General features: G+C 71.0%; 25 protein-coding genes and 1 pseudogene. 16 read left to right on the forward strand and 10 right to left on the reverse strand.

Features of this window, described 5'->3' with window-relative positions:
• The first annotated feature begins 23 nt into the window (after positions 1–23).
• The 4 genes from ACFY10_RS06140 to rbsD all read left to right on the forward strand — a co-directional run bounded on the left by ACFY10_RS06140 (position 24) and on the right by rbsD (position 4,893).
• A complete protein-coding gene (locus ACFY10_RS06140) occupies positions 24–1,544 on the forward strand; it encodes a sugar ABC transporter ATP-binding protein (RefSeq protein WP_390663837.1) in 1,521 nt (506 codons plus the stop codon).
• A complete protein-coding gene (locus ACFY10_RS06145) occupies positions 1,534–3,486 on the forward strand; it encodes a substrate-binding domain-containing protein (RefSeq protein ID WP_390663838.1) in 1,953 nt (650 codons plus the stop codon). Before ACFY10_RS06140 ends, ACFY10_RS06145 begins: the two co-directional genes overlap by 11 nt.
• A 118-nt stretch (positions 3,487–3,604) precedes the next feature.
• Positions 3,605–4,507, forward strand: coding sequence for a ribokinase (locus ACFY10_RS06150; protein WP_390663839.1), 903 nt, complete (start codon positions 3,605–3,607; stop codon positions 4,505–4,507).
• Positions 4,504–4,893, forward strand: a complete 390-nt coding sequence (gene rbsD / locus ACFY10_RS06155) for a D-ribose pyranase (RefSeq protein WP_390663840.1) — start codon at positions 4,504–4,506, stop codon at positions 4,891–4,893. Before ACFY10_RS06150 ends, rbsD begins: the two co-directional genes overlap by 4 nt.
• Positions 4,894–5,422: 529 nt before the next feature.
• Here the strand turns inward: rbsD and ACFY10_RS06160 are convergent.
• Positions 5,423–5,704 (reverse strand): DUF6247 family protein, encoded by a 282-nt coding sequence (locus tag ACFY10_RS06160; protein ID WP_390663841.1) that lies wholly within the window; start codon positions 5,702–5,704, stop codon positions 5,423–5,425.
• A 182-nt stretch (positions 5,705–5,886) separates the two neighbouring features.
• Complete coding sequence (locus ACFY10_RS06165) at positions 5,887–6,315, reverse strand: ATP-binding protein (protein WP_390663842.1); 429 nt, start codon at positions 6,313–6,315, stop codon at positions 5,887–5,889.
• 195 nt (positions 6,316–6,510) lie between these two features.
• Between ACFY10_RS06165 and ACFY10_RS06170 the strand changes: the two genes are divergently transcribed.
• The 6 genes and pseudogenes from ACFY10_RS06170 to ACFY10_RS06195 all read left to right on the forward strand — a co-directional run.
• The gene (locus ACFY10_RS06170) at positions 6,511–7,356 is read left to right on the forward strand and encodes a helix-turn-helix domain-containing protein (protein ID WP_390664143.1); all 846 of its coding nucleotides are present in this window, start codon (positions 6,511–6,513) and stop codon (positions 7,354–7,356) included.
• Between the two features lie 11 nt (positions 7,357–7,367).
• A complete protein-coding gene (locus ACFY10_RS06175; RefSeq protein ID WP_390663843.1) occupies positions 7,368–7,712 on the forward strand; it encodes a DUF397 domain-containing protein in 345 nt (114 codons plus the stop codon).
• A gap of 66 nt (positions 7,713–7,778) precedes the next feature.
• Positions 7,779–8,054: a hypothetical protein gene (locus tag ACFY10_RS06180; RefSeq protein WP_390664144.1), complete on the forward strand. Its 276-nt coding sequence runs from the start codon at positions 7,779–7,781 to the stop codon at positions 8,052–8,054.
• Between the two features lie 16 nt (positions 8,055–8,070).
• Positions 8,071–9,459 (forward strand): type VII secretion integral membrane protein EccD, encoded by a 1,389-nt coding sequence (gene eccD, locus ACFY10_RS06185; RefSeq protein WP_390664145.1) that lies wholly within the window; start codon positions 8,071–8,073, stop codon positions 9,457–9,459.
• Between the two features lie 13 nt (positions 9,460–9,472).
• On the forward strand, positions 9,473–10,951 hold the full coding sequence (locus ACFY10_RS06190; RefSeq protein WP_390663844.1) for a hypothetical protein: 1,479 nt from the start codon (positions 9,473–9,475) through the stop codon (positions 10,949–10,951).
• 163 nt (positions 10,952–11,114) lie between these two features.
• Positions 11,115–11,324, forward strand: a pseudogene (locus tag ACFY10_RS06195) (hypothetical protein); the annotation flags it as partial.
• 12 nt (positions 11,325–11,336) lie between these two features.
• Here the strand turns inward: ACFY10_RS06195 and ACFY10_RS06200 are convergent.
• Genes ACFY10_RS06200 through ACFY10_RS06220 form a run of 5 tightly spaced genes read right to left on the reverse strand, consistent with a single transcriptional unit; the run spans position 11,337 to position 15,897 of the window.
• Positions 11,337–12,152, reverse strand: coding sequence for an MOSC domain-containing protein (locus tag ACFY10_RS06200; RefSeq protein WP_390663845.1), 816 nt, complete (start codon positions 12,150–12,152; stop codon positions 11,337–11,339).
• The gene (locus ACFY10_RS06205) at positions 12,149–12,700 is read right to left on the reverse strand and encodes a hypothetical protein (protein WP_390663846.1); all 552 of its coding nucleotides are present in this window, start codon (positions 12,698–12,700) and stop codon (positions 12,149–12,151) included. Before ACFY10_RS06205 ends, ACFY10_RS06200 begins: the two co-directional genes overlap by 4 nt.
• Before the next feature lie 55 nt (positions 12,701–12,755).
• Positions 12,756–13,553, reverse strand: coding sequence for a sugar phosphate isomerase/epimerase family protein (locus ACFY10_RS06210; RefSeq protein WP_390664146.1), 798 nt, complete (start codon positions 13,551–13,553; stop codon positions 12,756–12,758).
• Between the two features lie 38 nt (positions 13,554–13,591).
• Positions 13,592–14,743, reverse strand: coding sequence for a dihydrodipicolinate synthase family protein (locus tag ACFY10_RS06215; RefSeq protein WP_390663847.1), 1,152 nt, complete (start codon positions 14,741–14,743; stop codon positions 13,592–13,594).
• Positions 14,740–15,897, reverse strand: a complete 1,158-nt coding sequence (locus ACFY10_RS06220) for a Gfo/Idh/MocA family protein (protein ID WP_390663848.1) — start codon at positions 15,895–15,897, stop codon at positions 14,740–14,742. The genes ACFY10_RS06215 and ACFY10_RS06220 overlap by 4 nt, the downstream gene beginning before the upstream one ends.
• A 315-nt stretch (positions 15,898–16,212) precedes the next feature.
• On the opposite strand from ACFY10_RS06220, the gene ACFY10_RS06225 reads away from it, so the two are divergent.
• From ACFY10_RS06225 to ACFY10_RS06250, 6 genes are all read left to right on the forward strand, one after another.
• Positions 16,213–17,259, forward strand: a complete 1,047-nt coding sequence (locus tag ACFY10_RS06225; RefSeq protein WP_390663849.1) for a LacI family DNA-binding transcriptional regulator — start codon at positions 16,213–16,215, stop codon at positions 17,257–17,259.
• Between the two features lie 81 nt (positions 17,260–17,340).
• Positions 17,341–18,129 carry a DUF4253 domain-containing protein gene (locus tag ACFY10_RS06230; protein WP_390663850.1) on the forward strand — a complete coding sequence of 263 codons (789 nt, stop codon included), beginning with the start codon at positions 17,341–17,343 and terminating at the stop codon, positions 18,127–18,129.
• Positions 18,130–18,312: 183 nt separating this feature from the next.
• Positions 18,313–18,909: a dihydrofolate reductase family protein gene (locus tag ACFY10_RS06235; RefSeq protein WP_390663851.1), complete on the forward strand. Its 597-nt coding sequence runs from the start codon at positions 18,313–18,315 to the stop codon at positions 18,907–18,909.
• A 121-nt stretch (positions 18,910–19,030) separates the two neighbouring features.
• Positions 19,031–19,963, forward strand: a complete 933-nt coding sequence (locus ACFY10_RS06240; protein ID WP_390663852.1) for a GNAT family N-acetyltransferase — start codon at positions 19,031–19,033, stop codon at positions 19,961–19,963.
• Between the two features lie 11 nt (positions 19,964–19,974).
• Entirely contained in the window at positions 19,975–20,775 is an 801-nt protein-coding gene (locus tag ACFY10_RS06245; protein WP_390663853.1) for a sugar phosphate isomerase/epimerase family protein, read from the forward strand.
• 186 nt (positions 20,776–20,961) lie between these two features.
• Positions 20,962–22,209 (forward strand): MFS transporter, encoded by a 1,248-nt coding sequence (locus ACFY10_RS06250; RefSeq protein ID WP_390663854.1) that lies wholly within the window; start codon positions 20,962–20,964, stop codon positions 22,207–22,209.
• Here the strand turns inward: ACFY10_RS06250 and ACFY10_RS06255 are convergent.
• From ACFY10_RS06255 to aroA, 3 genes are all read right to left on the reverse strand, one after another.
• On the reverse strand, positions 22,190–22,774 hold the full coding sequence (locus tag ACFY10_RS06255) for an RBBP9/YdeN family alpha/beta hydrolase (protein ID WP_390663855.1): 585 nt from the start codon (positions 22,772–22,774) through the stop codon (positions 22,190–22,192). The two genes, ACFY10_RS06250 and ACFY10_RS06255, sit on opposite strands and share 20 nt — an antisense overlap.
• A gap of 97 nt (positions 22,775–22,871) precedes the next feature.
• On the reverse strand, positions 22,872–23,516 hold the full coding sequence (locus tag ACFY10_RS06260) for a GNAT family N-acetyltransferase (protein WP_390663856.1): 645 nt from the start codon (positions 23,514–23,516) through the stop codon (positions 22,872–22,874).
• A gap of 13 nt (positions 23,517–23,529) precedes the next feature.
• Positions 23,530–24,774 carry a 3-phosphoshikimate 1-carboxyvinyltransferase gene (aroA, locus tag ACFY10_RS06265; protein ID WP_390663857.1) on the reverse strand — a complete coding sequence of 415 codons (1,245 nt, stop codon included), beginning with the start codon at positions 24,772–24,774 and terminating at the stop codon, positions 23,530–23,532.
• Between the last annotated feature and the right edge of the window lie 217 nt (positions 24,775–24,991).

A 24,991-nucleotide genomic window follows, 5' to 3' on the forward strand; every position in this document is an offset into this window, starting at 1 on the left:
CCCGTAACGAACAGGAGCCAGTCGTGAGCAACCCGGACGAGTTGCTGCGCATCGAGGGCATACGGAAGACCTTCCCGGGCGTGGTCGCGCTCGACGGCGTCGACTTCGACCTGCGCCGGGGCGAGGTGCATGTGCTGCTCGGTGAGAACGGCGCGGGCAAGAGCACCCTGATCAAGATGCTCTCCGGCGCCTACACCCCCGACGCCGGGCGGATCCTGGCCGGCGGCGAGGAGGTGCGCATCCATGGTGCGCAGGACTCCGAGCGCCTCGGGATCGCCACCATCTACCAGGAGTTCAACCTCGTACCCGATCTGACGGTCGCCGAGAACATCTTCCTGGGGCGGCAGCCGCGCCGCTTCGGGATGATCGACCGGAAGACGATGGAGGCGGAAGCCGAAGTCCTCCTCGCGCGCGTGGGCGTGAATCTGTCGCCACGCGCGCGTGTACGCGAACTCGGCATCGCGCGCCTCCAGATGGTCGAGATCGCCAAGGCGCTGAGCCTGAACGCGCGCGTACTGATCATGGACGAGCCGACCGCCGTGCTCACCTCCGAGGAGGTCGAGAAGCTCTTCGCGATCGTGCGCAAGCTGCGCGAGGACGGGGTCGGGATCGTCTTCATCACGCATCACCTGGAGGAGATCGCCGCCCTGGGCGACCGCGTCACCGTCATCCGCGACGGGAAGTCGGTCGGGCAGGTCCCCGCGGTCACGCCCGAGGACGAGCTCGTACGCCTCATGGTGGGCCGTTCGATCGAGCAGCAGTACCCGCGCGAACGGGCGGACGCGGGCGCCGCGTTGCTGACCGTCGAGGGACTCACGCGTGACGGCGTCTTCCATGACGTCAGTTTCCAGGTGCACGCCGGTGAGGTCGTCGGCATCGCGGGGCTCGTCGGAGCCGGCCGTACGGAGGTCGTGCGGGCGGTGTTCGGTGCCGATCCGTACGACAAGGGGGCCGTGAAGGTCGCCGGGGCCGAGGTGCGGCGGGGCGATGTCAACGCCGCCATGGCGGCCGGTATCGGTCTGATCCCTGAGGACCGCAAGGGCCAGGGCCTGGTGCTGGACGCGTCGGTCGAGGAGAACCTCGGCCTGGTGACGCTGCGGAAGGCCACGCGCGCGGGGCTCGTCGATCTCAAGGGACAGCGCGAGGCCGCCGCCCGGGTCGCCGGACAGCTCGGTGTGCGGATGGCCGGACTCGGCCAGCACGTACGGACGTTGTCCGGCGGCAACCAGCAGAAGGTCGTCATCGGCAAGTGGCTTCTTGCCGACACCAAGGTGCTGATCCTCGACGAACCGACGCGCGGCATCGACGTCGGCGCCAAGGTCGAGATCTACCAGCTGATCAATGAACTGACCGCCGCCGGGGCGGCCGTACTGATGATCTCCAGCGATCTCCCGGAAGTCCTCGGCATGAGCGACCGGGTGCTGGTGATGGCCCAGGGCCGGATCGCGGGCGAACTCGCGGCCGACGAGGCCACCCAGGACGCCGTGATGGCGCTCGCCGTAAGCACACCCACGCACGAAACGGAGGCCTCCCGTGGCCACTGACACGCTCAAGAGCACGACGGGCGCGAGTGGCGCCACGGGCGGCCTGCGCCGCCTCCTGCTCGACAACGGCGCACTGACCGCGCTGATCGTCCTCGTCGTCGCCATGTCGGCGCTGTCCGGCGACTTCATGACGGCCGACAACCTCCTGAACGTCGGCGTCCAGGCGGCCGTCACCGCCATCCTCGCCTTCGGCGTCACCTTCGTGATCGTCTCGGCGGGCATCGACCTGTCGGTGGGCTCGGTGGCCGCCCTGTCCGCCACCGTCCTTGCCTGGAGCGCCACTTCACAGGGTCTCCCGGTCGCCGTCGCGGTCGTCCTGGCCATCGCGACGGGCATCGCGTGCGGCCTGGTCAACGGCTTCCTGATCTCGTACGGCAAACTGCCGCCGTTCATCGCGACGCTCGCCATGCTGTCGGTGGGCCGCGGTCTGTCGCTGGTGATCTCGCAGGGCTCCCCCATCGCCTTCCCCGGCTCGGTCTCGCACCTCGGCGACACGCTCGGCGGGTGGCTGCCGGTGCCGGTGCTGGTGATGGTGCTCATGGGCCTGGTCACGGCGTTCGTGCTGGGCCGGACGTACATAGGCCGCTCGATGTACGCGATCGGCGGCAACGAGGAGGCGGCCCGCCTCTCCGGCCTGCGGGTGAAGAAGCAGAAGCTCGCGATCTACGCCTTCTCCGGGCTGTTCGCGGCGGCCGCGGGCATCGTGCTCGCCGCCCGGCTGTCCTCCGCGCAGCCGCAGGCCGCGCAGGGCTACGAGCTGGACGCCATCGCGGCGGTCGTCATCGGCGGCGCCTCGCTGGCCGGTGGTACGGGCAAGGCGTCCGGCACGCTGATCGGTGCGCTGATCCTGGCGGTGCTGCGCAACGGCCTCAACCTGCTGTCCGTGTCCGCGTTCTGGCAGCAGGTCGTCATCGGCGTGGTGATCGCGCTGGCGGTGCTGCTCGACACCGTGCGGCGCAAGGCCGGCGCAACTCAGGTGGCGGCCGGTGCGTCCGGCGGCGGCAAGGGCAGGCAGGCCGCGACGTACGTACTCGCGGCCGTGGTCGCGGCAGCCGTCGTCGGCGCCATGTCCTTCCTGCACAGCGGTACGTCTGCGGCGAAGGACCAGAAGATCGGTCTGGCCCTGTCGACCCTCAACAACCCCTTCTTCGTGCAGATCCGCGCCGGAGCGCAGCAGGAGGCGAAGAAGCTGGGCGTCGACCTGACGGTCACCGACGCCCAGAACGACGCCTCCCAGCAGGCCAACCAGCTGCAGAACTTCACCAGCGAGGGCCTCGGCACGATCATCGTCAACGCGGTGGACTCCGACGCCGTGACGCCGGCGGCGAAGGCCGTGAACAAGTCGGGCATCCCGCTGGTTGCGGTGGACCGCGCCGTCAACAACGCGGACACCGCCGCGCTCGTCGCCTCCGACAACGTCACCGGCGGCAGGCTCGCCGCCAAGTCCCTCGCGGACAGGCTCGGCGGCAAGGGCACCATCGTGGTCCTGCAGGGCCAGGCGGGCACCTCCGCCAGCCGTGAGCGCGGCGCCGGCTTCACCGCGGGCCTGAAGGCCTACCCGGGCATCAAGGTCGTCGCCGAGCAGCCCGCCGACTGGGACCGCACCAAGGGCCTCGACGTGATGACGAACCTTCTGCAGGCCCACCCCGACATCGACGGCGTCTTCGCGGAGAACGACGAAATGGCGCTCGGCGCGATCAAGGCCCTGGGCAGCAAGGCCGGCAAGTCCGTCGCGGTCATCGGCTTCGACGGCACTCCGGACGGCCTGAGCGCCGTCAAGGCGGGCACTTTGTACGCGTCTGTGGCCCAGCAGCCGACGGAACTCGGCAGAATCGCGGTACAGAACGCGCTGAAGGTCGCCGAGGGCAAGAAGGTCACGAAGTCGGTGATGGTACCGGTGAAGGTGGTCACGAAGGAGAACGTGGCCGGCTTCAGCGGCTGACGAGGCGACTGGCAAGGGGAATGGGCGGGCGGTTGTTGCCCGGGGGTCCGGGGGTTACCCGGTGGCGACGGCCGCCCGCCTCGAGTCATCTCTCATCATCTCTCAGGGGAGTTATTTGATGTACGACTACGACCTGCTGGTCGTGGGATCCGCCAACGCCGACCTGGTGATCGGTGTCGAGCGGCGGCCGGGTGCCGGCGAGACGGTGCTCGGCTCCGACCTGGCCGTCCACCCGGGCGGCAAGGGCGCCAACCAGGCCGTCGCCGCCGCCCGCCTCGGAGCCCGTACGGTCCTGCTGGCCCGGGTCGGCGACGACCCGTACGGCCGGCTGCTCCTCGACTCGCAGCGGGCGGCCGGTGTCGACACGGTGGGTGTGCTGGTGGGCGGGGCGCCGACGGGGGTCGCGCTCATCACCGTCGATCCCTCCGGGGACAACAGCATCGTGGTGTCGCCGGGTGCGAACGGCCTGCTGACCCCGCAGGACGTCCGGACCGCCGCGAGCCTGTTCGTGGCCTCGCGGGTGGTCTCGACGCAGCTGGAGATCCCGCTGGAGTCGGTCGTGGAGGTCGTACGGAATCTGGCGCCGGACAACCGCTTCGTACTGAACCCGTCGCCGCCACGGCCGCTGCCGCCCGAGGTGCTGGCGGCCTGCGACCCGCTGATCGTCAACGAGCACGAGGCGAAGGTGGTCCTCGGCGACGCATACGTCTCCGACCGCCCGGAGGACTGGGCACGACTGCTGCTCGCCAAGGGCCCGCGCTCGGTCGTGGTCACCCTGGGCGCGGAGGGCGCACTGGTGGCTTCCTCGGCCGGAGTGACGCGGGTGCCCTCGGTGAAGGTGGACGCGGTGGATACGACAGGTGCGGGCGACGCGTTCACGGCGGCGCTGGCGTTCCGGCTGGGGTCGGGGGCGTCCCTTGCGGAGGCCGCGGCGTACGCGGCCCGGGTCGGCGCGGCCGCCGTCACCAAGGAGGGCGCGCAGGTGTCCTTCCCTACGGCCGAGGAGGTCGAGGCCCTGTGAAGAGGGCGGGAATCCTGAACCGTCATCTCTCCGGCGCCCTCGCCGAACTGGGTCACGGGGACGGGGTGCTGGTGTGCGACGCGGGCATGCCGATACCGGAGGGGCCGCGGGTGGTCGACCTCGCCTTCCGGGCCGGGGTGCCGTCCTTCGCCGTGGTGCTGGACGGGCTGCTGGCCGAGCTGGTGGTGGAGGGCGCAACGGCGGCGAAGGAGGTGCGAGAGGCGAATCCGGCGGCCGCCGGCCTGCTGGAGAGCGAGTTCCCCGACCTGGAACTGGTCCCGCACGAGCACCTCAAGGAGCTGTCGGCAGGCGCGCGGCTGATCGTACGCACCGGGGAGGCACGGCCGTACGCGAATGTGCTGCTGAGGTGCGGGGTCTTCTTCTGACCCCGCCCTTTCGGGGTGCGGACAAATTCGAGGGGGCCCGGTCCGTCGACCGGGCCCCCTCGGCTTTTCCCCTCCAACATCAGAACCCCCGCGATCCCCCCAGATCCCCCTCCGAGAAGTCCTGATGCCAAGTACGACCCGCGGGGTGGGGGGAGGGTTGTACGGCTTCTTCAGAATTTTTCGGCGCCGGCGTCCGGGTGGAATATTCCCAGGTCAGCCGCGTACCTCAGAAGTCGGGTATGTCGGTACGGAGAATGCGGGCGACGAAGATGTCCGGCCCGGGGTCCGGGTCATCCCGTTCTGGCTGGGTGTCGCCGACGTGGTACTCGACCAGGCCAAGGTCACGGACCAGCGGTGCGGAGTACGTCAGGCCGCCCAGGGACGGGAAGGGCGTCTTGCGGAACTGGGTTCTTCCGCAGCTCGACGAGGAACGCAGCGATCGCCCCGAAGACGTCCGCAGGCACGCTCGTGTCGTTCAGGATGTCCCAGACCTGGGGGGAGAGAGTGATTCGGTCGTGCTGTTCGTCGCTCACCGGCCGCGGACCTCCGTGGCAGCGCGGAGAGCGGCGGAGGCGGGGTGTCCGGGCCGGGTGCCGTCTTGGTGCTCGCGCAGCATCCTCTCGCCGGGGTCGGGGTTCTGGTAAAGACGGATCCGCAGGCGCCAGCGCCGCAGGACTCCGCTGATCGTCTCTTCAGTGGCGGTGCCGATCTCCCGGTAGAACTCCATTCGCTGCGCAGGCGGAAGAGAGGCGGCAACGTCGTCCGGAGTACGAGGGGGCTCGGGGAAGGGATCGACGGGCTGTGCGCTCATGTGCCTGCTCCTTGAGATGGGCGTACAGATGATGCTATGGACGCTCATGGGCGGAGTGCGAGCCTTTCGTGGTTCAGACCGGAACGATGCGATCACACTAGGTACGGCGATACGACTGACCAGGGGAAATACCTCCCCGCTCACCCGTTCAGGGGAGCCTCACGCGTCACGCTCCACCCGTGTCACCGGCACTCGGCCCACAGCAGCTTCCCACCCTTCGAGGCCCCCAACTCCCGTAGCACCGAGACCCCGACCGCATCCGCGCAGGCTCGCACGAGATGCAGCCCGCGCCCGTCCTCGGCATCCAGGGGAGGCAAGGCAACCGGCATCCCATTGTCGGCGAATCCGGGCGGGATGCGGGGGTCGTTGTCCCATACGGCGACCCGCAGCCGACCGGTCTCCATCGGGCGCACCCGCAGGGCATACGGTCCGCGGGTGTGCAGGTGGGCATTGGTGAGGAGTTCCGAGGCCAACAGCTCTGCAGTGGGCACGAGTTCGGCTAGGCCGTGGGCGGTGAGGACAGTGCGGAGGGTGGCTCGGGCGATGCCCGGGGCATGGGGATCGTGCGGGAGTTGGAGGGTGTGGGCCCAGGCCGGGGATACGGTGGCCATCGGAAGTCTCCGATCACTGAGGGGGGTTGACGGGTGGCCCAGTCGCGGTGCCGCCCCGTCGGACGGTGCGCTTCTGAGCGAGGGCGCCTGACATCAAAGTAGCGGCGAATGAGTAATGCATTACACGAGTTCGCTAAAATCCATTTCACGCCCACCCATGTGGGTGACATCCTCGGCAAGCAGAAGGGCAAGCCCGTGAGGACCAACCCGACGGGTCGCCAACTCCGGTTGGGTACTGAGCTGCGCAAACTCCGGGAGTGCGCGGGTCTGACGGCTACCGAGGCCGGTCAACTGCTGGGCGCGAAGCAGACCCTGATCAGCAATATCGAGGCCGGCCGGGCAGGCGTGAGCGCTGAACGCGTACGCACACTCGCCTGCCATTACGACTGCACGGACAAGGCCCTGGTCGAAGCCGTCGCCGACATGACAGGTGACCGCAGCCGCGGCTGGTGGGAGGAGTACCGCGAGATCCTGCCCGCCGCACTCCTGGACCTGGCCGAGCTCGAACACCACGCCATGCGGCTGCGCACCGCCGTGACGGTGCACGTCCCCGGCCTCTTCCAGACCACCGACTACGCCCGCGAGATCTTCCGCCAGGCCGTGCCGGACCTGCCGCCGCCGGACGTGGAGCATCGGGTGTCGTTCCGGATCAAGCGGCAGACCGTGCTCTACCGGGAGCCGCCCACCTCACAGCAGGTGATCATCCACGAGGCCGCCCTGCGCATGCGGTTCGGCGGCCCTCAAGTCACCCGTGCCCAGCTGAAATACCTGCTGGAGATGAACGAGCGGGACCACATCGCGATCCACGTCATCCCCTTCGCCGCAGGCACCTTCGCCGGCTCCGGCCAGTCCGTCTACTACGCCGAGGGCCCCGTACCGCAGCTCGACACCGTGAACCTCGACCAGTCGCACGGCCCGGTGTTCCTCGACACGGAAGCCCAGTTGAGCAAGTACCGCGTCACACTCGACCGGCTGGAAGCGGCGGCCCTCACCCCGGAGGAGTCGCAGAGGTTCATCCACACCATCCTCAAGGACCTGTGAGGGAGCCCCCGATGCCCGCACTCACCTGGCAGAAGTCGTCGTACTGCCCCGAGGGCAACTCCTGCATCCACGTAGCCGCCACCCCCCAAACGATCCACATAACCGAAACCAGCGACCCCACCCGCGCAGTACTCACCACCACCCCCGACGCCTTCGCCACCCTCCTCACCGCCCTCAAGAACGAACCGCACCCCAGCACCCCCGCCCTCCAAGTCACCACCGGCGAGCAGGACACCGTCCGCTTCCGCAACGGCACCACCACCGTCACCACCGATCGCCTCAAGTGGCACGCATTCGTACGCGGCGTACAGGCAGGCGAGTTCGACCACTTCGTAGAGGACTTGCAAGGGGTATGACCACGAAGATCATCGCGTAGCGAGACAACCTCGGACGCGGCGCAGCAACTGACCGCGGTCAGCCACCTGCCGTATCTGGACAGCCAACTGCTCGAGTCGGTGTCCGAAAGACGCCGCCGCCTCCGCGGCGCTCTCCTCTTCGGTGCCCAGCGGCAGCGGCGGTCCGTGGATGAGCGGGTGGGGAAGGTGTTTGCCGGAGTTGTGATTGCTGCTGTGGTGTGTGCCGGGTGTGTGGGGTGGTCGTTCGTGACGCATCGGGTGGTTGGGAAGACTCCGTATGGGGGTTCCGTGCAGCCTTCGGGCGGGTCCGGCTCGCCCTCCGTCCCCTCCCTCACCCGGTGATAGGTTCGAATACGTGATGTCTGCGGGGGCCTTGAGTCGTGCGGCGGCCAATGGGACCGCAGTTGTTCTGAGTCGCGTCACCCTGGTCGGAGAGCGGCGGCGTATTGATCTCGTGTTGCCGGCTCGGGAGCCGGTCGGGGTGTTGTTGCCCGAGATTCTGCGGGTGCTGGACTACCGGGTGGGTGAGCGGCCCGAGTTGCGGCATCTTGTGACCGTGGACGGGTCCGCGCTCGGTCATGACAGCAGTCTTGAGTCCGCCGGGGTCCGGGACGGTGCCGTGCTGCGGCTCGTACGGGCCGAGGATGCTCCGTCCGCGCCCGTCGTGCACGACGTGAGTGACGAGGTCGCGGAGGATCTCGGTGGGCGGGCGTGGCAGTGGGGGACCGGGGCGCGGCGCGTCGTCGCCGGGCTGGCCACGGTGGGCTGGGCCGGTGCGGGCGGGGTCTTTGCGCGGAGTGCCTACGACGCCTCCGTCGTCGCTGGTGTGTTGCTCGTCGTCGCTGTTGGCGCTGTTCTTGCCGGCGCCCTTGTGGGGCGTGGCCGGCGGCAGGGCGGGCTTGTCAGCACGCTGATCTGCACGGGCGGGGTGCTTGGTGTGCTCGGGGCTTCCGCGCTCGCCGATGATCATCGGTGGTCCGGTGCGCTGCATGTGGGTGCGCTGGCCGCGGTGGGTGCCGTGACGCTCGTACTGCTGGGGCTCTTCACCCGGTTGGGGCGCGGTGGGCTGGTCGGTGCGGGCGCTGTCGCCGTCAGTGTTCTCGGCTGGGAGGGCGTCGTCGCCCTGCAGTCGGGGGCAGATACAGCCGGGCAGCAGGCTCGGACCGGTGCGGTGCTCGCCGTCGTCTCCGTCGTCGCCCTCGGTGTGCTGCCGCGGCTCGCGCTCATGGTTTCCGGGCTGTCCGGGCTCGACGACCGGCGGGCCGGCGGGGTTTCGGTGAGCCGGTACCAGGTGTCCGCGGCGCTGGCGGCCGCCCATCGCGGGCTGGTGCTCGCCACCGTCACCGTTGCTGTGTCGGCGACCGTGGCGGGAGTGTGGGCGCTGCATGCGCCCACCGTGTGGACCGTGCTGCTCGCCGCCGTCACGGCGGTCGTGGTGGCCCTGCGGGCGCGGGCTTTTCCGCTGGTTGCCGAGGTTGTGGTGCTGCTGGCGGGCGCCGCCCTGGTGGCCGTACGGCTGTTGTCGGTGTGGGTGGAGCGGTCCGGGGCGACTGGGCCGGCCCTGGTCGTGCTCGTGGCGCTGGCCGTGCTGACGCTCGCCGCGCTCGTCGTGCAGCCCGCCGAGCATGTCCGGGTGCGGCTGCGGCGGGCGGGTGACCTGCTCGAGTCCGTCGGTGTCATCGCCCTGCTTCCGCTGCTCATCGGTGTCTTCGGCGTGTACGGGCGGCTGCTCGGCACCTTCGCTTAGGAGACGGGACGGCATGGCTCACGGGGAACAGGGGCAGGAGCGGCTGGGCGACGGCAGCGACTGGCAGCTCGAGGTGTTGCGGCAGCTCGGGCAGGCGGAGCAGCAGCGGGCTTCGGCGCCCTCGGGCGAAGCCGTCGTAGCGGCGGATCCGGCGGTTCCCGTGGGCGCCGGCGAGCCCACCCCGCGGCTCGTGCACTCGACGCGACCCGAGCAGCCCGCCCCTTGTACGGGGCAGATCGGCCCCTCGGCCGGTCCTATGCCCCCGGCCGCCGCACCCACCCCGCACATCACCTCCGCACACCCCGTGGGCACCCCTGCCCCCATGGGCAATCCGGCTTCGCCCCAGCCACCCGCGGCCGCGGTACCCGCGCGCCCCGCGGTCGTCCCCGCCCCGCCACTCGGCCCGCCCACCACTGCGCCCGCGCCGACGACTGCCCTCCCGGCGCACCCCGCCGCCCCCGAGTCCAGGCCGCCCGTGCCCACCACTCCCATCGCCTCCCGCACGCCCGCATCCGGACCCCGCTCCCAGGCCCCCGCCCCCACTCCCCCTTCAGCCCCCGCCGCACCCACCTCCACCCCCGAGACCCGCCCCACCCTCGACCCCCGCCTGTCCCTCGCCCTCGGCCGCCCCCACCACGGCGACTCGCTCGCCCACCGCACCGGCCGTACCCTCCGCCGACTTGCCACCTCCGTCTCGCAGGACGTCGCCGAACAGACGCGGATCGCCCGGGAGTTGCAGCAGCCTGTGGCCACCGGGCGGGTCATCGCCGTGACCTCCATCCGCGGGGGCGTCGGCAAGTCGACCGTCGCCGCGCTGCTCGGCCGTACCTTCAACCACTACCGGCACGACCCGGTGCTCACGCTCGAGGCGGACTCCGCCCTGGGCACGCTTCCGGTGCGGATGGGTGCGGAGTCGGTGCGGTGGTCGTGCGCCGACCTCGCCCGGATTCTGACTCCGGCCATGCAACTGACCCATGTGACCGGGTATTTGGTGCCCGTGGCCGACGGCGGCTGGCTGTTGCCCGGGAGCCAGGGGAAGGTCGGCGCCCCCTTGGACGTACGCACGTACCGCACCGTGACACTGGCGCTGCGGCGCTACTTCTCCGTGACGGTCGTCGACTGCGAGACGCTGCCCGGCGACGTCGCCCGTACGGCGATGGACACGGCCCATGCCCGGGTGGTCGTCGCGCCGACGACCGCGGAAGGTGTCGGGGCGACCCGGCAAGTCCTCGACTGGCTCGGGCAGTTGCCGCATTCCGCGCTCTCGACGACGGTGGTGGCCCTCACCGCGAGTTCGCCCGACATGATCCTCGACGTGAAGGCTGCCACCGCTCATCTGAAGGAGACGGGCGTTCCCGTCGTGGTCCTGCCATACGACCGGCATCTGGCCGGCGGTGGTCCCATCCGCACCGATCTGCTCGGCCGGGCGGCTCAGGACGCGGCCATGCAGCTGGCGGCCGAGGCGCTGCACCGGGCAGTGCGCGTGCGATGACCGTGATCACTGCGATGACCACGACCAGCCGTCCCTTCCTCCTCTCCGGAGCGGCCCTTCAGTGACCCGGCAGCTCGTCCACCGGCCCGCTCGCAGCACGCGCCCTCTCACCCCCGCCCCGCCGCGCTCGATCGAGCCGCCGCCCAACCTGCCCGAGGGCAAGCTCGGCAACGCGGCCACCGTCGTCGGACGCGTCCACACCAGCCTGGCCGGCGAGGTCAAACGCCGCCAGCAGGTCCTCAAGGACGCCGGGAGCGTCGCCGACATCGGCCATTACGCCGCCCTGCGCGCCACCGAACGCCCCGACCTCGAACCCCTCCCCCACCTCTTCGTCGTCATCGACGAGTTCGGCGAACTCATAACCGAAGCGCCGTAGACGGCGGGATCAGAACCGTATGACATCCCCTTCCCGCACCCGTCCGCCCCGCACCACCTGCGCATACACCCCGGCACACGGCTCGGGTGGTCGGCCGGGCAGGGCAGGTACGCGGTTGTGGTGGGCGAGGACACGCAGAGCGTCCGGGTCGCGGGGGAGGTCGCCGTGGGCGAGGGTGGGGATCGCGCAGCGGGGCGTCGAGGCGATGACGCGGAGGATCGGGCCGTCGGCGATGCGCAGTTGTCTGCCGGCCCAGGTGTGTTCCACGAAGCCTTCGGCCTCGTCCGTCTCGATGACCAGGTTGGGGCGGTAGCGCCGCACCTCCACCGTGCCCCGGGGGCTCAGCTCGGCGATTCTCCTCAGGGTCGACGTCGTGATGACGTGGACCGGTGCGAAGTCGAAGAAGGTGCCGGGCGGGGAGGCCGAGCCGAACTGGACGGTGTCGGCGTCCACTTCGGCCTCCTGTCCCGCCGCCAGGACCTGCTCCGGACGGGAGCGGTCCAGTGTGGCGGCGGGCGGGGGTGCGTCGGTCAGCGTGACGTTGCGGCCGACGAGGGCCGAGAGGGCGGCGGTTCCGTGAACTTCCGTGCCGTCCGGTCCGGTGATGCGCGGTCCGGCCTCGGTGAGTGTCGCAGCGCACCTGAGTAACTCCCGCCACAGACGCGGGGTCTTCGCGCTGGCGACCTTGCCCGTCTCCTCGTCAAGCAGCGCGAACCGCCGGTCGCCGCTCAGGCCGCGGTCCGTGACCTCGACGGCCTCGAGCGGCTCGCCGAGCATCGACTTCACCGGGTAGCGGTACAGCTCGGCGACCGTGGCCCGTCTCAACTCTGGCCCGCCCCGGGACTCGGAGGACCGGCCGCCTCCACCGCCTCCGCGGCAGCCCGCCGCAGCGCCCCGGTCGTCGCCCAGCCGCCGAACGTCGCCAGACAGTCGACCACGCGGGCCGTCCAGTCGGCGTCGCCGAGCCGGTGCACCTCGCCGTCCTCGACCAGCTGCGTCATCACGGCCTGCAGGGTCAGGACGTCCTTCGTCCGGTACCAGCGGGGATGGCGGTCGAAGAACAGCTGCTGGTCCTCGTACGGGTGGCGCACCGTCATGTGCAGATAGCCGCCGCCGCGCCCCTTGAAGGGACCGGGCAGGCCGCCCAGAACGCCCATCTGGGTGTAGACGTCGCGGTTCGGGTAGCGGCCGCCCAGGGTGATGCGGAAGCCCAGCATGATCCTGGACCAGGGAACGATCTCCACCCGGGAGTCCCGCGCAACGGCGTGCAGTCCGTCCGTCCGGAACTCCACCCACGCGCGGCCCGGCCGCCGGGCGTCCCCCAACGCCCAACGGCTGTCGACCCGTTCCAGTGGTCCCAGGCTCTCGCTCACGAGATCACATTCTGCACGAACCTCTGTGCGGTTCCAGCGAATTGTTCCCGTGCTGTCAGGCGGCGTGCTCCACGAACCGGGCGGCTGTCTCCGCCAGCACCTCCCGCCCGTCCCGCGCCCACAGGCCGTCGTTGAAGAGCTCGACCTCGATGGGTCCGGTGTAGCCGGCCGCCTCCACGTACCCCTTCCACTCCCGCATGTCGATCGAGCCGTCCCCGATCTGCCCGCGGCCGTTGAGCACGCCCTCCGGCAACGGCGTGGTCCAGTCGGCGAGTTGGAAGGTGTGGATACGGCCGCCCGCGCCCGCCCGGGCGATCTGCGCGGGCGCGTTGTCGTCCCACCAGATGTGGTACGTGTCGACGGTGACGCCGACCTGGTGGGCGGGGAAGCGTTCCGCGAGGTCCAGGGCCTGGGTGAGCGTCGAGACCACGCAGCGGTCGGCGGCGTACATCGGGTGGAGCGGCTCGATGGCCAGGCGGACGCCGTGCTGCTCGGCGTACGGGCCCAGCTCGCCCAGCGCGTCCGCGATCCGCTCACGTGCGCCGTGCAGGTCCTTGGAGCCGGCGGGCAGGCCGCCGGAGACCAGGACCAGGGTGTCGGTGCCGAGCGTCGCCGCCTCGTCGATCGCACGCCGGTTGTCGTCCAGGGCCTTGGCGCGCTCCCCCGGGTCGATGGCCGTGAAGAAGCCGCCGCGGCACAGGGTCGTGACCGTCAGGCCCGCGTCACGGATCAGTTTGGCGGTCGCGTCGAGGCCGTACGACTGGACGGGTTCGCGCCAGAGGCCGATGTTGCCGATGCCCAACTCGCGGCAGGCGTCGACCAGTTCGGGCATCGACAGCTGCTTCACGGTCATCTGGTTGATGGAGAAGCGGGAGAGGTCTCCGAGAGCGCTCACTGGGCCACTCCGTACAGCGACAGCAGGTTCTTCATGCGCTCCAGAGCCAGCTTCGGGTCCGGGAACAGGCCCAGGCCGTCGGCGAGTTCGTAGGCGCGGGCGAAGTGCGGGAGGGAGCGGGCCGACTGGAGGCCGCCGACCATCGTGAAGTGCGACTGGTGGCCCGCGAGCCAGGCGAGGAAGACGACGCCCGTCTTGTAGAAGCGGGTCGGGGTCTGGAAGAGGTGGCGGGACAACTCGACCGTGGGGTCGAGGAGTTCGCGGAAGCCGGTCACGTTCCCCGTATCCAGCACCCGTACCGCCTGGGCCGCCAGCGGGCCCAGCGGGTCGAAGATGCCGAGCAGGGCGTGGCTGAAGCCCTGCTCGTCGCCGGCGATCAGCTCGGGGTAGTTGAAGTCGTCGCCCGTGTAGCAGCGGACCCCGTCAGGGAGCCGGCGGCGGAGGTCGATCTCCCGCTGGGCGTCCAGCAGCGACACCTTGATGCCGTCCACCTTGTCGGGGTGGGCGGCGATGACGTCGAGGAAGGTGTCCGTGGCCGCGTCGAGGTCGCTCGACCCCCAGTAGCCCTTCAGCGCCGGGTCGAACATCGGGCCCAGCCAGTGCAGGACCACCGGCTCGGACGCCTGGCGGAGTAGGTGGCCGTAGACCTCCAGGTAGTCCTCGGGGCCGGACGCCGCCGCGGCCAGCGCGCGGGACGCCATGAGGATCGCCTGCGCGCCGGACTCCTCCACGAGGGCGAGCTGCTCCTCGTAGGCCGCCCGGACCTCCACGAGAGACCCGGCGGTGATCTGGTCGGTGCCGACGCCGCAGGCGATCCGGCCGCCGACCGACTTCGCCTCGGCCGCGCTGCGGCGGATCAGCTCGGCCGCGCCCGCCCAGTCCAGGCCCATGCCGCGCTGGGCGGTGTCCATCGCCTCCGCGACACCGAGGCCGTGGGACCACAGGTGGCGGCGGAAGGCGAGGGTGGCGTCCCAGTCGACGGCGGCGGGCGAGTCGGGCGACACGTCCGCGTACGGGTCGGCGACGACGTGGGCCGCCGAGAAGACCGTACGAGAGGTGAAGGGGGTGCCGGGGGTCACCACCAGGGGCTCGGGGCGGGGCTCGTATGCCCTCAACCCGCCCTTGAAGTCGGGGAGTTGGATGGTCACAGCGCAATCTCCGGTACGTCGATGCGGACGCCCTCCGCCGAGGACTTCAGGCCCAGCTCGGCGAGCTGGACGCCGCGGGCGCCGGCGAGGAGGTCCCAGTGGTAGGGGGCGTCGGCGTAGACGTGCCTGAGGAACAGCTCCCACTGGGCCTTGAAGCCGTTGTCGAAGTCGTCGTTGTCCGGGATCTCCTGCCACTGGTCGCGGAAGGAGTAGGTGGCCGGGATGTCGGGGTTCCAGACCGGCTTGGGGGTCATGCTGCGGTGCTGGACGCGGCAGTTGCGCAGGCCCGCGACCGCCGAGCCCTCCGTGCCGTCGACCTGGAACTCCACCAGCTCGTCGCGGTTGACGCGGACGGCCCAGCTGGAGTTGATCTGGGCGATGGCGCCGCCGTCGAGCTCGAAGATGCCGTAGGCGGCGTCGTCGGCCGTCGCGTCGTACGGCTTGTCGTTCTCGTCCCAGCGCTGCGGGATGTGGGTGGTGGCGATGGCCTGGACGGACCTCACGCGGCCGAACAGCTCGTGGAGCACGTACTCCCAGTGCGGGAACATGTCGACGACGATGCCGCCGCCGTCCTCGGCGCGGTAGTTCCAGGAGGGGCGCTGGGCGGTCTGCCAGTCGCCCTCGAAGACCCAGTAGCCGAACTCGCCGCGGATGGAGAGGATGCGGCCGAAGAAGCCGCCGTCGATGAGGCGCTTGAGCTTCAGCAGGCCCGGGAGGAAGAGCTTGTCCTGGACGACGCCGTGCTTGATGCCCTTCTCATGTGCGAGACGCGCCAGCTCCAGGGCCCCCTCCAGACCGGTCGCGGTCGGCTTCTCGGTGTAGATGTGCTTGCCCGCCGCGATCGCCTTCTTGATCGCTTCCTCGCGGGCCGAGGTCACCTGGGCGTCGAAGTAGATGTCGACACTCGGGTCGGCGAGGACCGCGTCGACGTCGGTCGAGATGCTCTCGGGGTCCAGACCGTGCTGCTCGGCGAGTGCCCTCAGGGCGTGCTCGCGGCGGCCGACCAGGATCGGCTCCGGCCACAGCACGGTGCCGTCGCCGAGGTCGAGGCCGCCCTGTTCGCGGATGGCCAGGATGGAGCGGACCAGGTGCTGGCGGTAGCCCATGCGCCCGGTCACGCCGTTCATGGCGATACGCACCGTCTTGCGTGTCACGTCATTCCCTTCGCAGGCGTCGTACACAGCCTTGTACGCGGGTGGTGTGCGCCGCGTCGGCCCTACTGATGAGCGTCACAGCAAGCGCTTTCTATACAAGGAGAAGCTAGCCTCTGAGCAGCGTCCGGACAAGACCGTGACCGCTTCGAGTTGTTCGAGGGGACGAACAGTGGGGGGTTCTGGCCGTAAGGTCTGCTCGACGTGCTCGGAACCGGGGGCCTGGGGCGGCCTGTCTACGAGGACGTACGACGAGGTACGGACGTACGACGAGGTACGAGAGATGCGCGACGAAATGCGCGACCGGAGGACGACGAGATGACGGTGACCCTGGCGGACGTGGCGGCCCGCGCGCAGGTCTCGCCCGCGACGGTGTCGCGCGTGCTGAACGGGAACTATCCCGTGGCCGCCTCCACCCGTGAGCGGGTGTTGAAGGCGGTCGACGAGCTGGACTACGTGCTGAACGGGCCGGCGAGCGCGCTGGCGGCGGCGACTTCCGATCTGGTCGGAATTCTCGTCAACGACATCGCCGACCCTTTCTTCGGGATCATGGCGAGCGCGATCCAGTCGGAGATCGGGGGGCCGGGCGGCCGGGCCGGCGGTGAGCGGCTGGCCGTCGTCTGCAACACGGGGGGTTCGCCGGAGCGTGAGCTGACGTACCTGACCCTGCTGCAGCGGCAGCGGGCGGCTGCGGTGGTGCTGACCGGCGGCGCGATGGAGAACGAGCCGCACGCGGCGGCGGTCGCGGCGAAGCTGCGGAAGCTGACGGACGCGGGGACGCGAGTGGTGCTGTGCGGGCGGCCGCCGTCGCCGGACACGGGGGCGATCGCGCTGGCCTTCGACAACCGCGGGGGCGGGCAGCGGCTGACCGAGCACCTGATCGGCCTTGGACACCGGCGGCTGGGCTACATCGCGGGGCCGGAGGAGCGGACGACGACGCGGCACCGCCTTGAGGGGCATCGGGCGGCGCTGGCCGCGGCGGGGATCGAGGAGGATCCCCGGTGGACGGTGTGGGGGCGCTACGACCGGACGTCCGGGTACGAGGCGACGCTGGAGCTGTTGCGGCGGGATCCCTCTCTCACGGCGGTCGTCGCGGCGAACGACTCCGTCGCGCTGGGTGCGTGTGCGGCGCTGCGGGAGTCCGGGCTGCGGATTCCGGAGGACGTCTCGGTCGCCGGCTTCGACGACCTGCCGTTCAGCGTCGATGCGGTGCCTGCACTTACGACGGTGCGGTTGCCGCTCGCGGAGGCGGGGGCCCGGGCGGGGCGGATCGCCATGGGGCGGGAGGAGCCGCCGCCGGGAGGTATTGCGACGGTTCGGGGGGAGCTGATGGTGCGGGGGTCGTCGGGGGTGCCGCGCGGCTGAGGTACGGCTGCCCGGCCGGGCGGGGAGTGCGGAGCACCCTGCCCGGCCCCGAATGTCAGTGGCAGTGTCTATCGTCCGGCCATGGTCTTTCCCTTGCCCGGTGGGCTGTCGAGTGGGCGGTTCGAGCGTCGTGGGGCCGCTGATGTGTGGGTGTCCGAGGAACTGCCCGACGACATCGTGGAGTTGTGGCCCCGGCTGATGCAGTCGGCCGCGGTGACGGGCGTGCACCCGTATCTCTGCTGGCCCGACGAGCCTTTCTCTCCCGAGGACTTGGGCGCGGTGGACGCCGTACGCCTGGAGTCCGTTCTCGCGGCGGACTTCGCCGAGTACCGGCGGCGACGGCTGCCGTTCTGGAGCGCGCCTGCTCAGGACGACAACGATCTGCCCGAGGGCATCGCGCCCTGGCCGCACGATCCCGGTCCGCCGTTCGAGAGCTGGCCCGGGTTGGCTGCCGGCGTGGAGAGCGGAACCGGCGGTCCGGGGCCGGAGGAGGCCGCGGCGCGGGTCGTCGAGGAGCTTCTGACCACCCATCCGTTCGCGCACGCGTGCCGCCTCGCTCTCGTCCCCGCCCCCCGCAGCGCCGACGTACCGGCCCTGATGGGGTGGTCCGCCGAGGCGCCGATACCCCTGCTCATCGCCCTGTTGCGCAGCTGGGAGGAGCGGTTCGGCGCCCGGGTCGTGGGAGCCTTCGGCAGCGAGTTGTTCGCCTCGGTCGCCCGGCCACCGCTCGAGCTTCCGCATGCCGAACGGCTCGCGCTGGAGCATGTCCTGTCCACCGCCGACAACATCGTCGACGACCCGCCCACGCCCTTTCCCGAGTACGCCGCCGAACTGGTCGGGCGGACCGAGTGGCGGTTCTGGTGGGACTGACGAGACTGGACCGAGGCGCCTCCACGGCCTCGGGCCGGTGGACGCGGGAACGGGCGACGACTCGCGGGCCGTCCCCCGCCTACGCTCGACCCCACCGATGATTTCCGCGCTGCGCCCTGGTCTTCATTGCCGTAATCGCCGTAATCGCCATGATCATCCGAGCGAACGACAGGAGAGAGTTCCATGCGCATCGTCATCAGCGAGTTCATCAGCCTCGACGGGGTCGTGCAGGCGCCCGGCGGCCCCGAGGAGGACACCGACGGCGGCTTCGCGCACGGCGGCTGGTCGCACCCGTACTTCGACCCGGAGGTGGTCGGCGGCGCCTTCGCCGCCGGGCTGGAGAGGGCCGAGGCTCTGCTGTACGGGCGGCGGACCTATCTGACCATGGCGGGGGCCTGGCCCGAGCGGGCCGGGGATCCGTTCGCCGACCGGCTCAACGCGCTGAAGAAGTACGTCGTGACCGACACCCTCAGCGACGACGAGCTGACCTGGAACAACACCGAGCGGATCGCGGGGAGCGAGGCCGTCGAGCGGATTCGGGCGCTGCGCGCCGCCCCCGGCGGCGACCTGGCGATGATGGGCAGCCCCACGCTCGTCCGGACGCTGATCAAGGAAGGGCTGGTCGACGAGCTGCAGCTCATCCAGATGCCGGTCATCCTCGGCGGCGGCAAGTCGATCTTCCCCGATGACGGGGCCAAGCGGCCGTTCGAGCTGGTCTCCACGGCGCAGGGCAAGACCGGTGTGCAGGTGAACGTCTACCGGCCGGCCACCGAGGGATAGCCGAAGGGATAGCCGAGGGGTAGTCGCGCGGGTGCGGGTGTCCTAGGCTCGGACCGACGGTATCTCTGACTGAGTCAACTATCGGGACAACCATCGAGTCAGCCACCGGGGGTCGACGATCATGACCGTCCAGGACATCCGCACCTTCAACCGCTTCTACACGAACGTCATCGGCGCCCTCGACTACAGCCGCCAGCTGTACGCCCCGTACACCCTGACCGAGTCCCGCGTCCTGTACGAACTCGCGCACTCCCCGCGTACGGACGCGGCCGACCTGCGGGCCGAACTCTCCCTGGACGCCGGGTACTTGAGCCGGATCCTGAACAAGTTCGAGGACGACGGGCTGATCGAGCGCACGCCGTCCGCCCGTGATCCCCGGCGCCGTCGCGTCTCGCTCACGCCGCGCGGCCGCGAGACCGCCGCCCTGCTCGCCGAGCGGGCGAACGAATCCGTCGGCGCGCTGCTGTCCACCGTGCCCTCCGCCGACCGGCCGCGCCTGGCCGAGGCGATGCGAGCCGTCCGCGAGATCCTCTCCGACGGCCGCCCGCCCCGCCGCGAGGACGTCGTCCTGCGCGAGCCCGGCCCGGGCGACCTGGGCTGGATCGTGCAGCGCAACGCCGCGCTGTATGCCGCCGAGTACGGGTGGAACGCGGACTACGAGGGACTGGTGGCGCGGATCGTCGCCGACTTCGCAGTGGATCACGATCCGCATCTGGAGCGGGTGTGGATCGCCGAGATCGACGGGCGGCCGGTGGGGTGTGTGATGTGCGTACGGGACGAGGCGCCCGCCACGGCCCGGCTGCGGCTGCTGCTGGTCGAGCCGGACGCACGCGGGCTCGGCATCGGCGACCGGCTCACCAAGGCCGTCATCGACTTCGCGCGCGGTGTCGGCTACCGCGAGCTCGTCCTGTGGACCAACGACGTCCTGGCCGCCGCCCGCCGCATCTACCAGCGCCACGGCTTCGTCCTCGTCGCCGAGAAACCGCACCGTTCTTTCGGAAAGGACCTGAACGGCCAGGACTGGCGGCTGGACCTGCACAGCACACAAGAGTGACAGTAGGGACCATGAGACTGGCCTTCTCCACCCTCGGCGTTCCCGGTCTGCCCATCCCGGACGTGGTCCGGCTCGCGGCGACCCACGGCTACCACGGTGTCGAACTGCGCGCGCACCCGGAGGAGCCGGTCCACCCCGGCATCGACCTCGCCGGGCGGGCCGACGTGGCCGCCGAGTTCAAGGCGGGCGGCATCGAGATCCTGGGCCTCGCGGGGTACGCCCGCGTGGCGGCGCCGGGGGACGACGGCCCGGTGATCGAGGAGATCCGCAGCCTCCTCGGCCTCGCCCACGACCTCGGCGCCCCGTACGTCCGGGTCTTCCCCGGCGGCGGCCACGAGCAGAGCACCGAGCGCGCCGACGCGACGGCCGCGCGACGGCTCGGCACGGCCGCGGAGCACGCCGCCGACCTCGGCGTACGCATCCTGCTGGAGACCCACGACTCGCACCGCAGGGCCGCCGACGCGATCCGCATCCTCGGCCGGGTCGGGCACCGCCATGTCGGCGCCCTCTGGGACGTCATGCACACATGGCTGGGCGGCGAGCAGCCCTCCGAGTCGTACGCGGCTCTCTCCCCGTACCTCGGCTACGTCCAGGTCAAGGACATCGCCTCGGCCGACGACACGACCCCGCTGCCGCTCGGCGCCGGAGTGCTGCCGCTCACCGACTGCGTGGAGGTCCTCTCCCGGCACGGCTGGGACGGCTGGCTGTGCTGGGAGTACGAGAAGCGCTGGTACGAGGAGGCCGCGCCGCTGCCGGAGCTGCTGGGGGCGGGGCGGGAGCATCTGGGGCGGCTGCTCAACGAGTGCGCGTAGCGCTCCGCGGGGTGCGCCGCGATGGGCCGTGGGCGTCTGCGGCGCCGTCGTGGCTGGTCGCGCAGTTCCCCGCGCCCCTTTAGGGGCGTTGCACCACCGTCGGTAAATCGGTCGCCGGGCGCGGGGGCCGCCGTATAGCGTCCCCGCCATGCCCGCGCAGACCGCTCCGTATCCCGTCATGCCCTCATGAGCTCCGGCCTCGGGCGTGCGCTCGTCGACGTCCGGCCGCTGCGCGCCTCGCCGCTGTTCCGGCGGCTGCTGATCGGGCGGACCGTGTCGCTGCTCGGCACGTTCATGACCGTGGTGGCCGTCATGTACCAGGTCTGGGACATGACGCACAGCACGGTGTGGACCGGTGCGGTGGGGCTGGCGGGTGCGCTGCCGACCGTCGTCGTGGGGCTGTTCGCCGGGGCGTGGGTGGACCGCGGGGATCGGCGCCGGATCTTCCTGTTCAACACCGTTGCCCAGGCGGTCTGTTCGCTGCTGCTCGCGGTCCAGGGGTTCACCGGTCATGTGCCGGTGGCCGTGGTGCTGGTGCTGATCGCGGCGCAGTCGGGCTTCGGTGCGGTGGGCGGTCCGGCAGCGGGAGTGTTCGTGCCGCGGCTGCTGCCCAAGGAGCAGGTGCCGGCCGGTCTTGCGCTGAACATGATGTCGTTCACGACGATGATGCTCGTCGGTCCGGCCCTGGGCGGTCTGCTGATCGGCTGGGCGGGCATCGGCTTCTGCTACCTGGCGGACGCCCTCACCTTCGTACTCGCCTTCTACGGCGCTTTCGGGCTGCCCGCGCTGCCACCCGAGGGCGAGCCGTCGCGGGCCGGGCTGCACGGCGTCCTGGACGGGCTGCGCTTTCTGTACGGGCACCCGGTGGTGCGCGGTGCCCTGGTCACCGACCTGGCGGCCACCGTCCTGTCGATGCCCGTCAGCCTGTTCCCGCTGGTCAACGCGGAGCGCTTCGGCGGCAATCCGCGCACGCTCGGCCTGTTCCTGTCCGCGATCTCCGTCGGCGGCATCGTGTCCTCGGTGTTCTCCGGGGCGGTGACGCGGCTCGGCCGCCCCGGTCTGGTGATGCTGTGCGGCGCCGGGACGTGGGGTGTCGCGCTGGCCGCGTTCGGCCTGATGAGCAGCCCCTGGGCGGGACTTGCCTGTCTGGTCGTCGCCGGTGCCGCCGACAACGCCTCCGTGGTCGCGCGCAGCACGATCGTGCAGACCCGCACCCCCGACTCCCTGCTGGGCCGGGTGACGTCGGCCGAGCAGATCGTCGGCCAGGCCGGGCCCAACATCGGCAATCTGCGCGGCGGTCTGGTCGCCGGCTGGACCTCGGGCGCGACGGCCCTCGTCACCGGGGGTGTGCTGTGTCTGCTGGCGGTGCTGTCCGTGAGCGCGAGCACGCCGGAACTGCGGACGGGGACGGCTCTCACTCCGGACGAGGCGTGAGCCTCACCGACCCGTCCAGGCACCAGTCCAGTACGGCGGGCCAGGAGCCGTAGCCGGCGTCGAGGTCGAGGTGCGCGGCGCCGGGGAGGATGTCGGTGGGGATGTCGAGGGGGTCGCCGTACTGGTCCCGCCCCCCTTCGGGGCAGTACGGGTCGTCGTCGCCGGCGACGAGACGGGTGGGCGAGGGGAGGGCGAAGTCGAGGGCGGGCGGGGCGAATCCGGCCACCTCGGGATGGCTTGCGAGGACGGAGGCGGACGGCGGGGCGACCAGCAGCGCCCGGTCCACGGCGCCCATCTTCACGAGCCCGCGCGACACGGCGTGCAGCCAGAGCAGGACGGAGGCGCTGTGGGCGATGACAACGCGCTCGGGGCCGGGGAGCTCGTCCAGGTGACGGGCGAGCTCGGTGAGCCAGACCTCCAGGCTCGGGTCGTCGGGGTCGGGCAGCTGGGGGTAGGTGACGTGGTGGCCGAGTCCGGTGAGACGGTCGGCGAGCCAGTGCTGCCAGTGAGCCTTGGGGCGGTGGTTCTGCCAGCCGTGCAGGATGAGGAAGTGCTTCGCGGTCATGGGTCGACGGTCTACGACCACCATGCCCCCGGTCCAGCCAGTCTTGCACGGTGGACCAGGAACAGGTGAGCAAGACCTTCGTGGTTGCGCCGGCCGGCTACCCGCCGGCCGCCACGAACCCCGCCACCCGCTCCTCCAGCCGCTCCCGGCACTCCGGCCACTCCGCCGCCGTGATGGAGAAGATCGCGGAGTCGCGCAACCGGCCCTCCTCCCCCGGCGCCCAGGACCGCGACCAGTTCCTGAGTACGCCCTCGAAGCGTGCCCCGGCGCTCTGAATCGCCGCCCTGGAACGGCTGTTGCGCGCGTCCGTCTTCAGGTCGATCCTCTGCACGCCCCACACCTCGAAGGCGTGCCGGAAGAGCAGCAGCTTGGCCTCGGCGTTGATGCCCGTGCCCTGCGCGGACGCACCGAGCCAGGTGAACCCGACCTCCACGGCGTCGAGCCGGTCGTCGGCGAGCCAGGCGCGCGGCTCCCAGTACGACGTCGTGCCCACCGCCCGCCCGGTCTCGACCGACACCTGCGCGTACGGCGCGAGCCGTCCCGTCGCCGCGCGGGCGAGCTGCGCGTCGATGTAGCCGCCCACCTCGTCGGCCCTCGGCACCCAGGTGAACTCGTATGTGCCGCGCTCCTCCTCCACGGCCACCGCCAGGTCGGCGGCATGCCGGTGCTCCAACGGCTCCAGGCGCACCAACTTGCCTTCCAGCAACGGCCCTTCGAGCCTGAAACCGCCGTCACCGGCCATCCCGGTCCACCCCCTACCCCGGCAACTGCCCCCGCAGCTGCGCGAACGCCTCATGGAAACCCGGGAAAGTCTTCCGTACGCAGCCGGGGTCGTCGAACGAAATACCCGGCACCCGCAGCCCGGCCACCGCGAAGGACATCACGATGCGGTGGTCGCCGTACGACTTGATCTCCGCACCGGCCCCGGACGGCACACCCGGGTGGATCTCGATCCAGTCCGGCCCCGTCGACACATCCGCCCCCAGCCGCCGAAGGTTCTCCGCGCAGGCCTCCAGCCGGTCGCACTCCTTCACGCGCGTGTTCGCCACGTCCTCGATCCGCACCGGCCCCGACGCGAACGGTGCGATCGCCGCCAGCGTCGGCATCGTGTCCGAGATGTCCCGCATATTGACGGTGAGGCCGCGCAGTTGTCCCGTGCCCCGGACCGTCGTGCCGTCCGGGCGCACCGACACCTCGGCGCCCATCCTCCGCAGTACGTCGACGAAGCCGAGGTCGCCCTGCAGCGCTCCTTCGCCCAGCCCCGGCACGGTCACCTCGGCGCCCGGTGTCACCGCGGCCGCCGCGAAGAAGTAGCTCGCCGTCGAAGCGTCCGGCTCGACGGCGTAGGTCGTGGCCCGGTAGCCGCCGGGCGGGACGACGAACACGTCGCCCTCCCGGGCCACCTCCACCCCGAACGCCCGCATCATCGCGATGGTGATCTCCACGTAGGGGACGGAGACCAGGTCCGTGACCCGGATACGGAGACCCTTGCGGGTCAGGGGCCCGAGCAGCAGCAAAGCTGTCAGGTACTGCGACGACTGCCCCGCGTCCAGGACCACCTCCCCGCCCTCGACACCCGCCGCCCGCACCGTCAGCGGGTGGTGCCCCTCAGCCTCCTCGTGCCGCAGGTCGACCCCCAGGTCACGCAGGGCGCGGGTCAGGGGCAGGAGGGGACGGCGGCGCATCTGGGGCGACGCGTCGAAGCGGTACGTCCCGTGTCCCGCCGCCGCCAGCGTCGGCAGGAAACGTGCCGTCGTGGCACCGTCCCGGCAGTACACGTCCGCCTCGCTCACCGCAGGGCCCTGCGGACGGCCGTCCACCTGCCATGCGTCCCGGGTACGGCCGACGCGATACCCGAGCCGCACCAGCCCCTCGGCGAAGCCCTCGGTGTCGTCCGAGCGGAGGGGGCGTACGAGGGTGGTGACTCCGTCGGCCGCCGCCGCCAGGAAGAGCGCGCGGGCGGTGATGGACTTGGAACCGGGGATGGTGACTACGGGCATGCCCTCATGATCGGCCGAGCGCGGGCTCGATCGCCGCCGCGTCCACGGGATGGACCACTTCCCGTCGCCCCCGCGTCACCGACACCGGCCCGACGCCGCCCGCCGGTCGCGCCCGTACGACGCCGGTACGCCCTGTGGCGCAAAGGAGCCGCATCTCGTCCGGCGATCGCAGGGACCGTACGCACTCTGCAGGAGCAGTGACCGAACAACACGTCCC

The sequence above is a fragment of the Streptomyces sp. NPDC001401 genome, assembly GCF_042895385.1.
In the GTDB taxonomy this organism is placed as follows: domain Bacteria; phylum Actinomycetota; class Actinomycetes; order Streptomycetales; family Streptomycetaceae; genus Streptomyces.

Excerpts from the sequence above, each read along its gene's own strand:
- ACFY10_RS06150 (WP_390663839.1), top strand. The coding sequence starts at position 3,605 with ATGTACGACTACGACCTGCTGGTCGTGGGATCCGCCAACGCCGACCTG.
- ACFY10_RS06160 (WP_390663841.1), bottom strand. The coding sequence starts at position 5,704 with ATGAGCGCACAGCCCGTCGATCCCTTCCCCGAGCCCCCTCGTACTCCG.
- ACFY10_RS06165 (WP_390663842.1), bottom strand. The coding sequence starts at position 6,315 with ATGGCCACCGTATCCCCGGCCTGGGCCCACACCCTCCAACTCCCGCAC.
- ACFY10_RS06175 (WP_390663843.1), top strand. The coding sequence starts at position 7,368 with ATGCCCGCACTCACCTGGCAGAAGTCGTCGTACTGCCCCGAGGGCAAC.
- eccD (WP_390664145.1), top strand. The coding sequence starts at position 8,071 with ATGTCTGCGGGGGCCTTGAGTCGTGCGGCGGCCAATGGGACCGCAGTT.
- ACFY10_RS06190 (WP_390663844.1), top strand. The coding sequence starts at position 9,473 with ATGGCTCACGGGGAACAGGGGCAGGAGCGGCTGGGCGACGGCAGCGAC.
- ACFY10_RS06210 (WP_390664146.1), bottom strand. The coding sequence starts at position 13,553 with ATGACCGTGAAGCAGCTGTCGATGCCCGAACTGGTCGACGCCTGCCGC.
- ACFY10_RS06225 (WP_390663849.1), top strand. The coding sequence starts at position 16,213 with ATGACGGTGACCCTGGCGGACGTGGCGGCCCGCGCGCAGGTCTCGCCC.
- ACFY10_RS06230 (WP_390663850.1), top strand. The coding sequence starts at position 17,341 with ATGGTCTTTCCCTTGCCCGGTGGGCTGTCGAGTGGGCGGTTCGAGCGT.
- ACFY10_RS06235 (WP_390663851.1), top strand. The coding sequence starts at position 18,313 with ATGCGCATCGTCATCAGCGAGTTCATCAGCCTCGACGGGGTCGTGCAG.
- ACFY10_RS06240 (WP_390663852.1), top strand. The coding sequence starts at position 19,031 with ATGACCGTCCAGGACATCCGCACCTTCAACCGCTTCTACACGAACGTC.
- ACFY10_RS06245 (WP_390663853.1), top strand. The coding sequence starts at position 19,975 with ATGAGACTGGCCTTCTCCACCCTCGGCGTTCCCGGTCTGCCCATCCCG.
- ACFY10_RS06250 (WP_390663854.1), top strand. The coding sequence starts at position 20,962 with ATGAGCTCCGGCCTCGGGCGTGCGCTCGTCGACGTCCGGCCGCTGCGC.
- ACFY10_RS06255 (WP_390663855.1), bottom strand. The coding sequence starts at position 22,774 with ATGACCGCGAAGCACTTCCTCATCCTGCACGGCTGGCAGAACCACCGC.
- ACFY10_RS06260 (WP_390663856.1), bottom strand. The coding sequence starts at position 23,516 with ATGGCCGGTGACGGCGGTTTCAGGCTCGAAGGGCCGTTGCTGGAAGGC.
- aroA (WP_390663857.1), bottom strand. The coding sequence starts at position 24,774 with ATGCCCGTAGTCACCATCCCCGGTTCCAAGTCCATCACCGCCCGCGCG.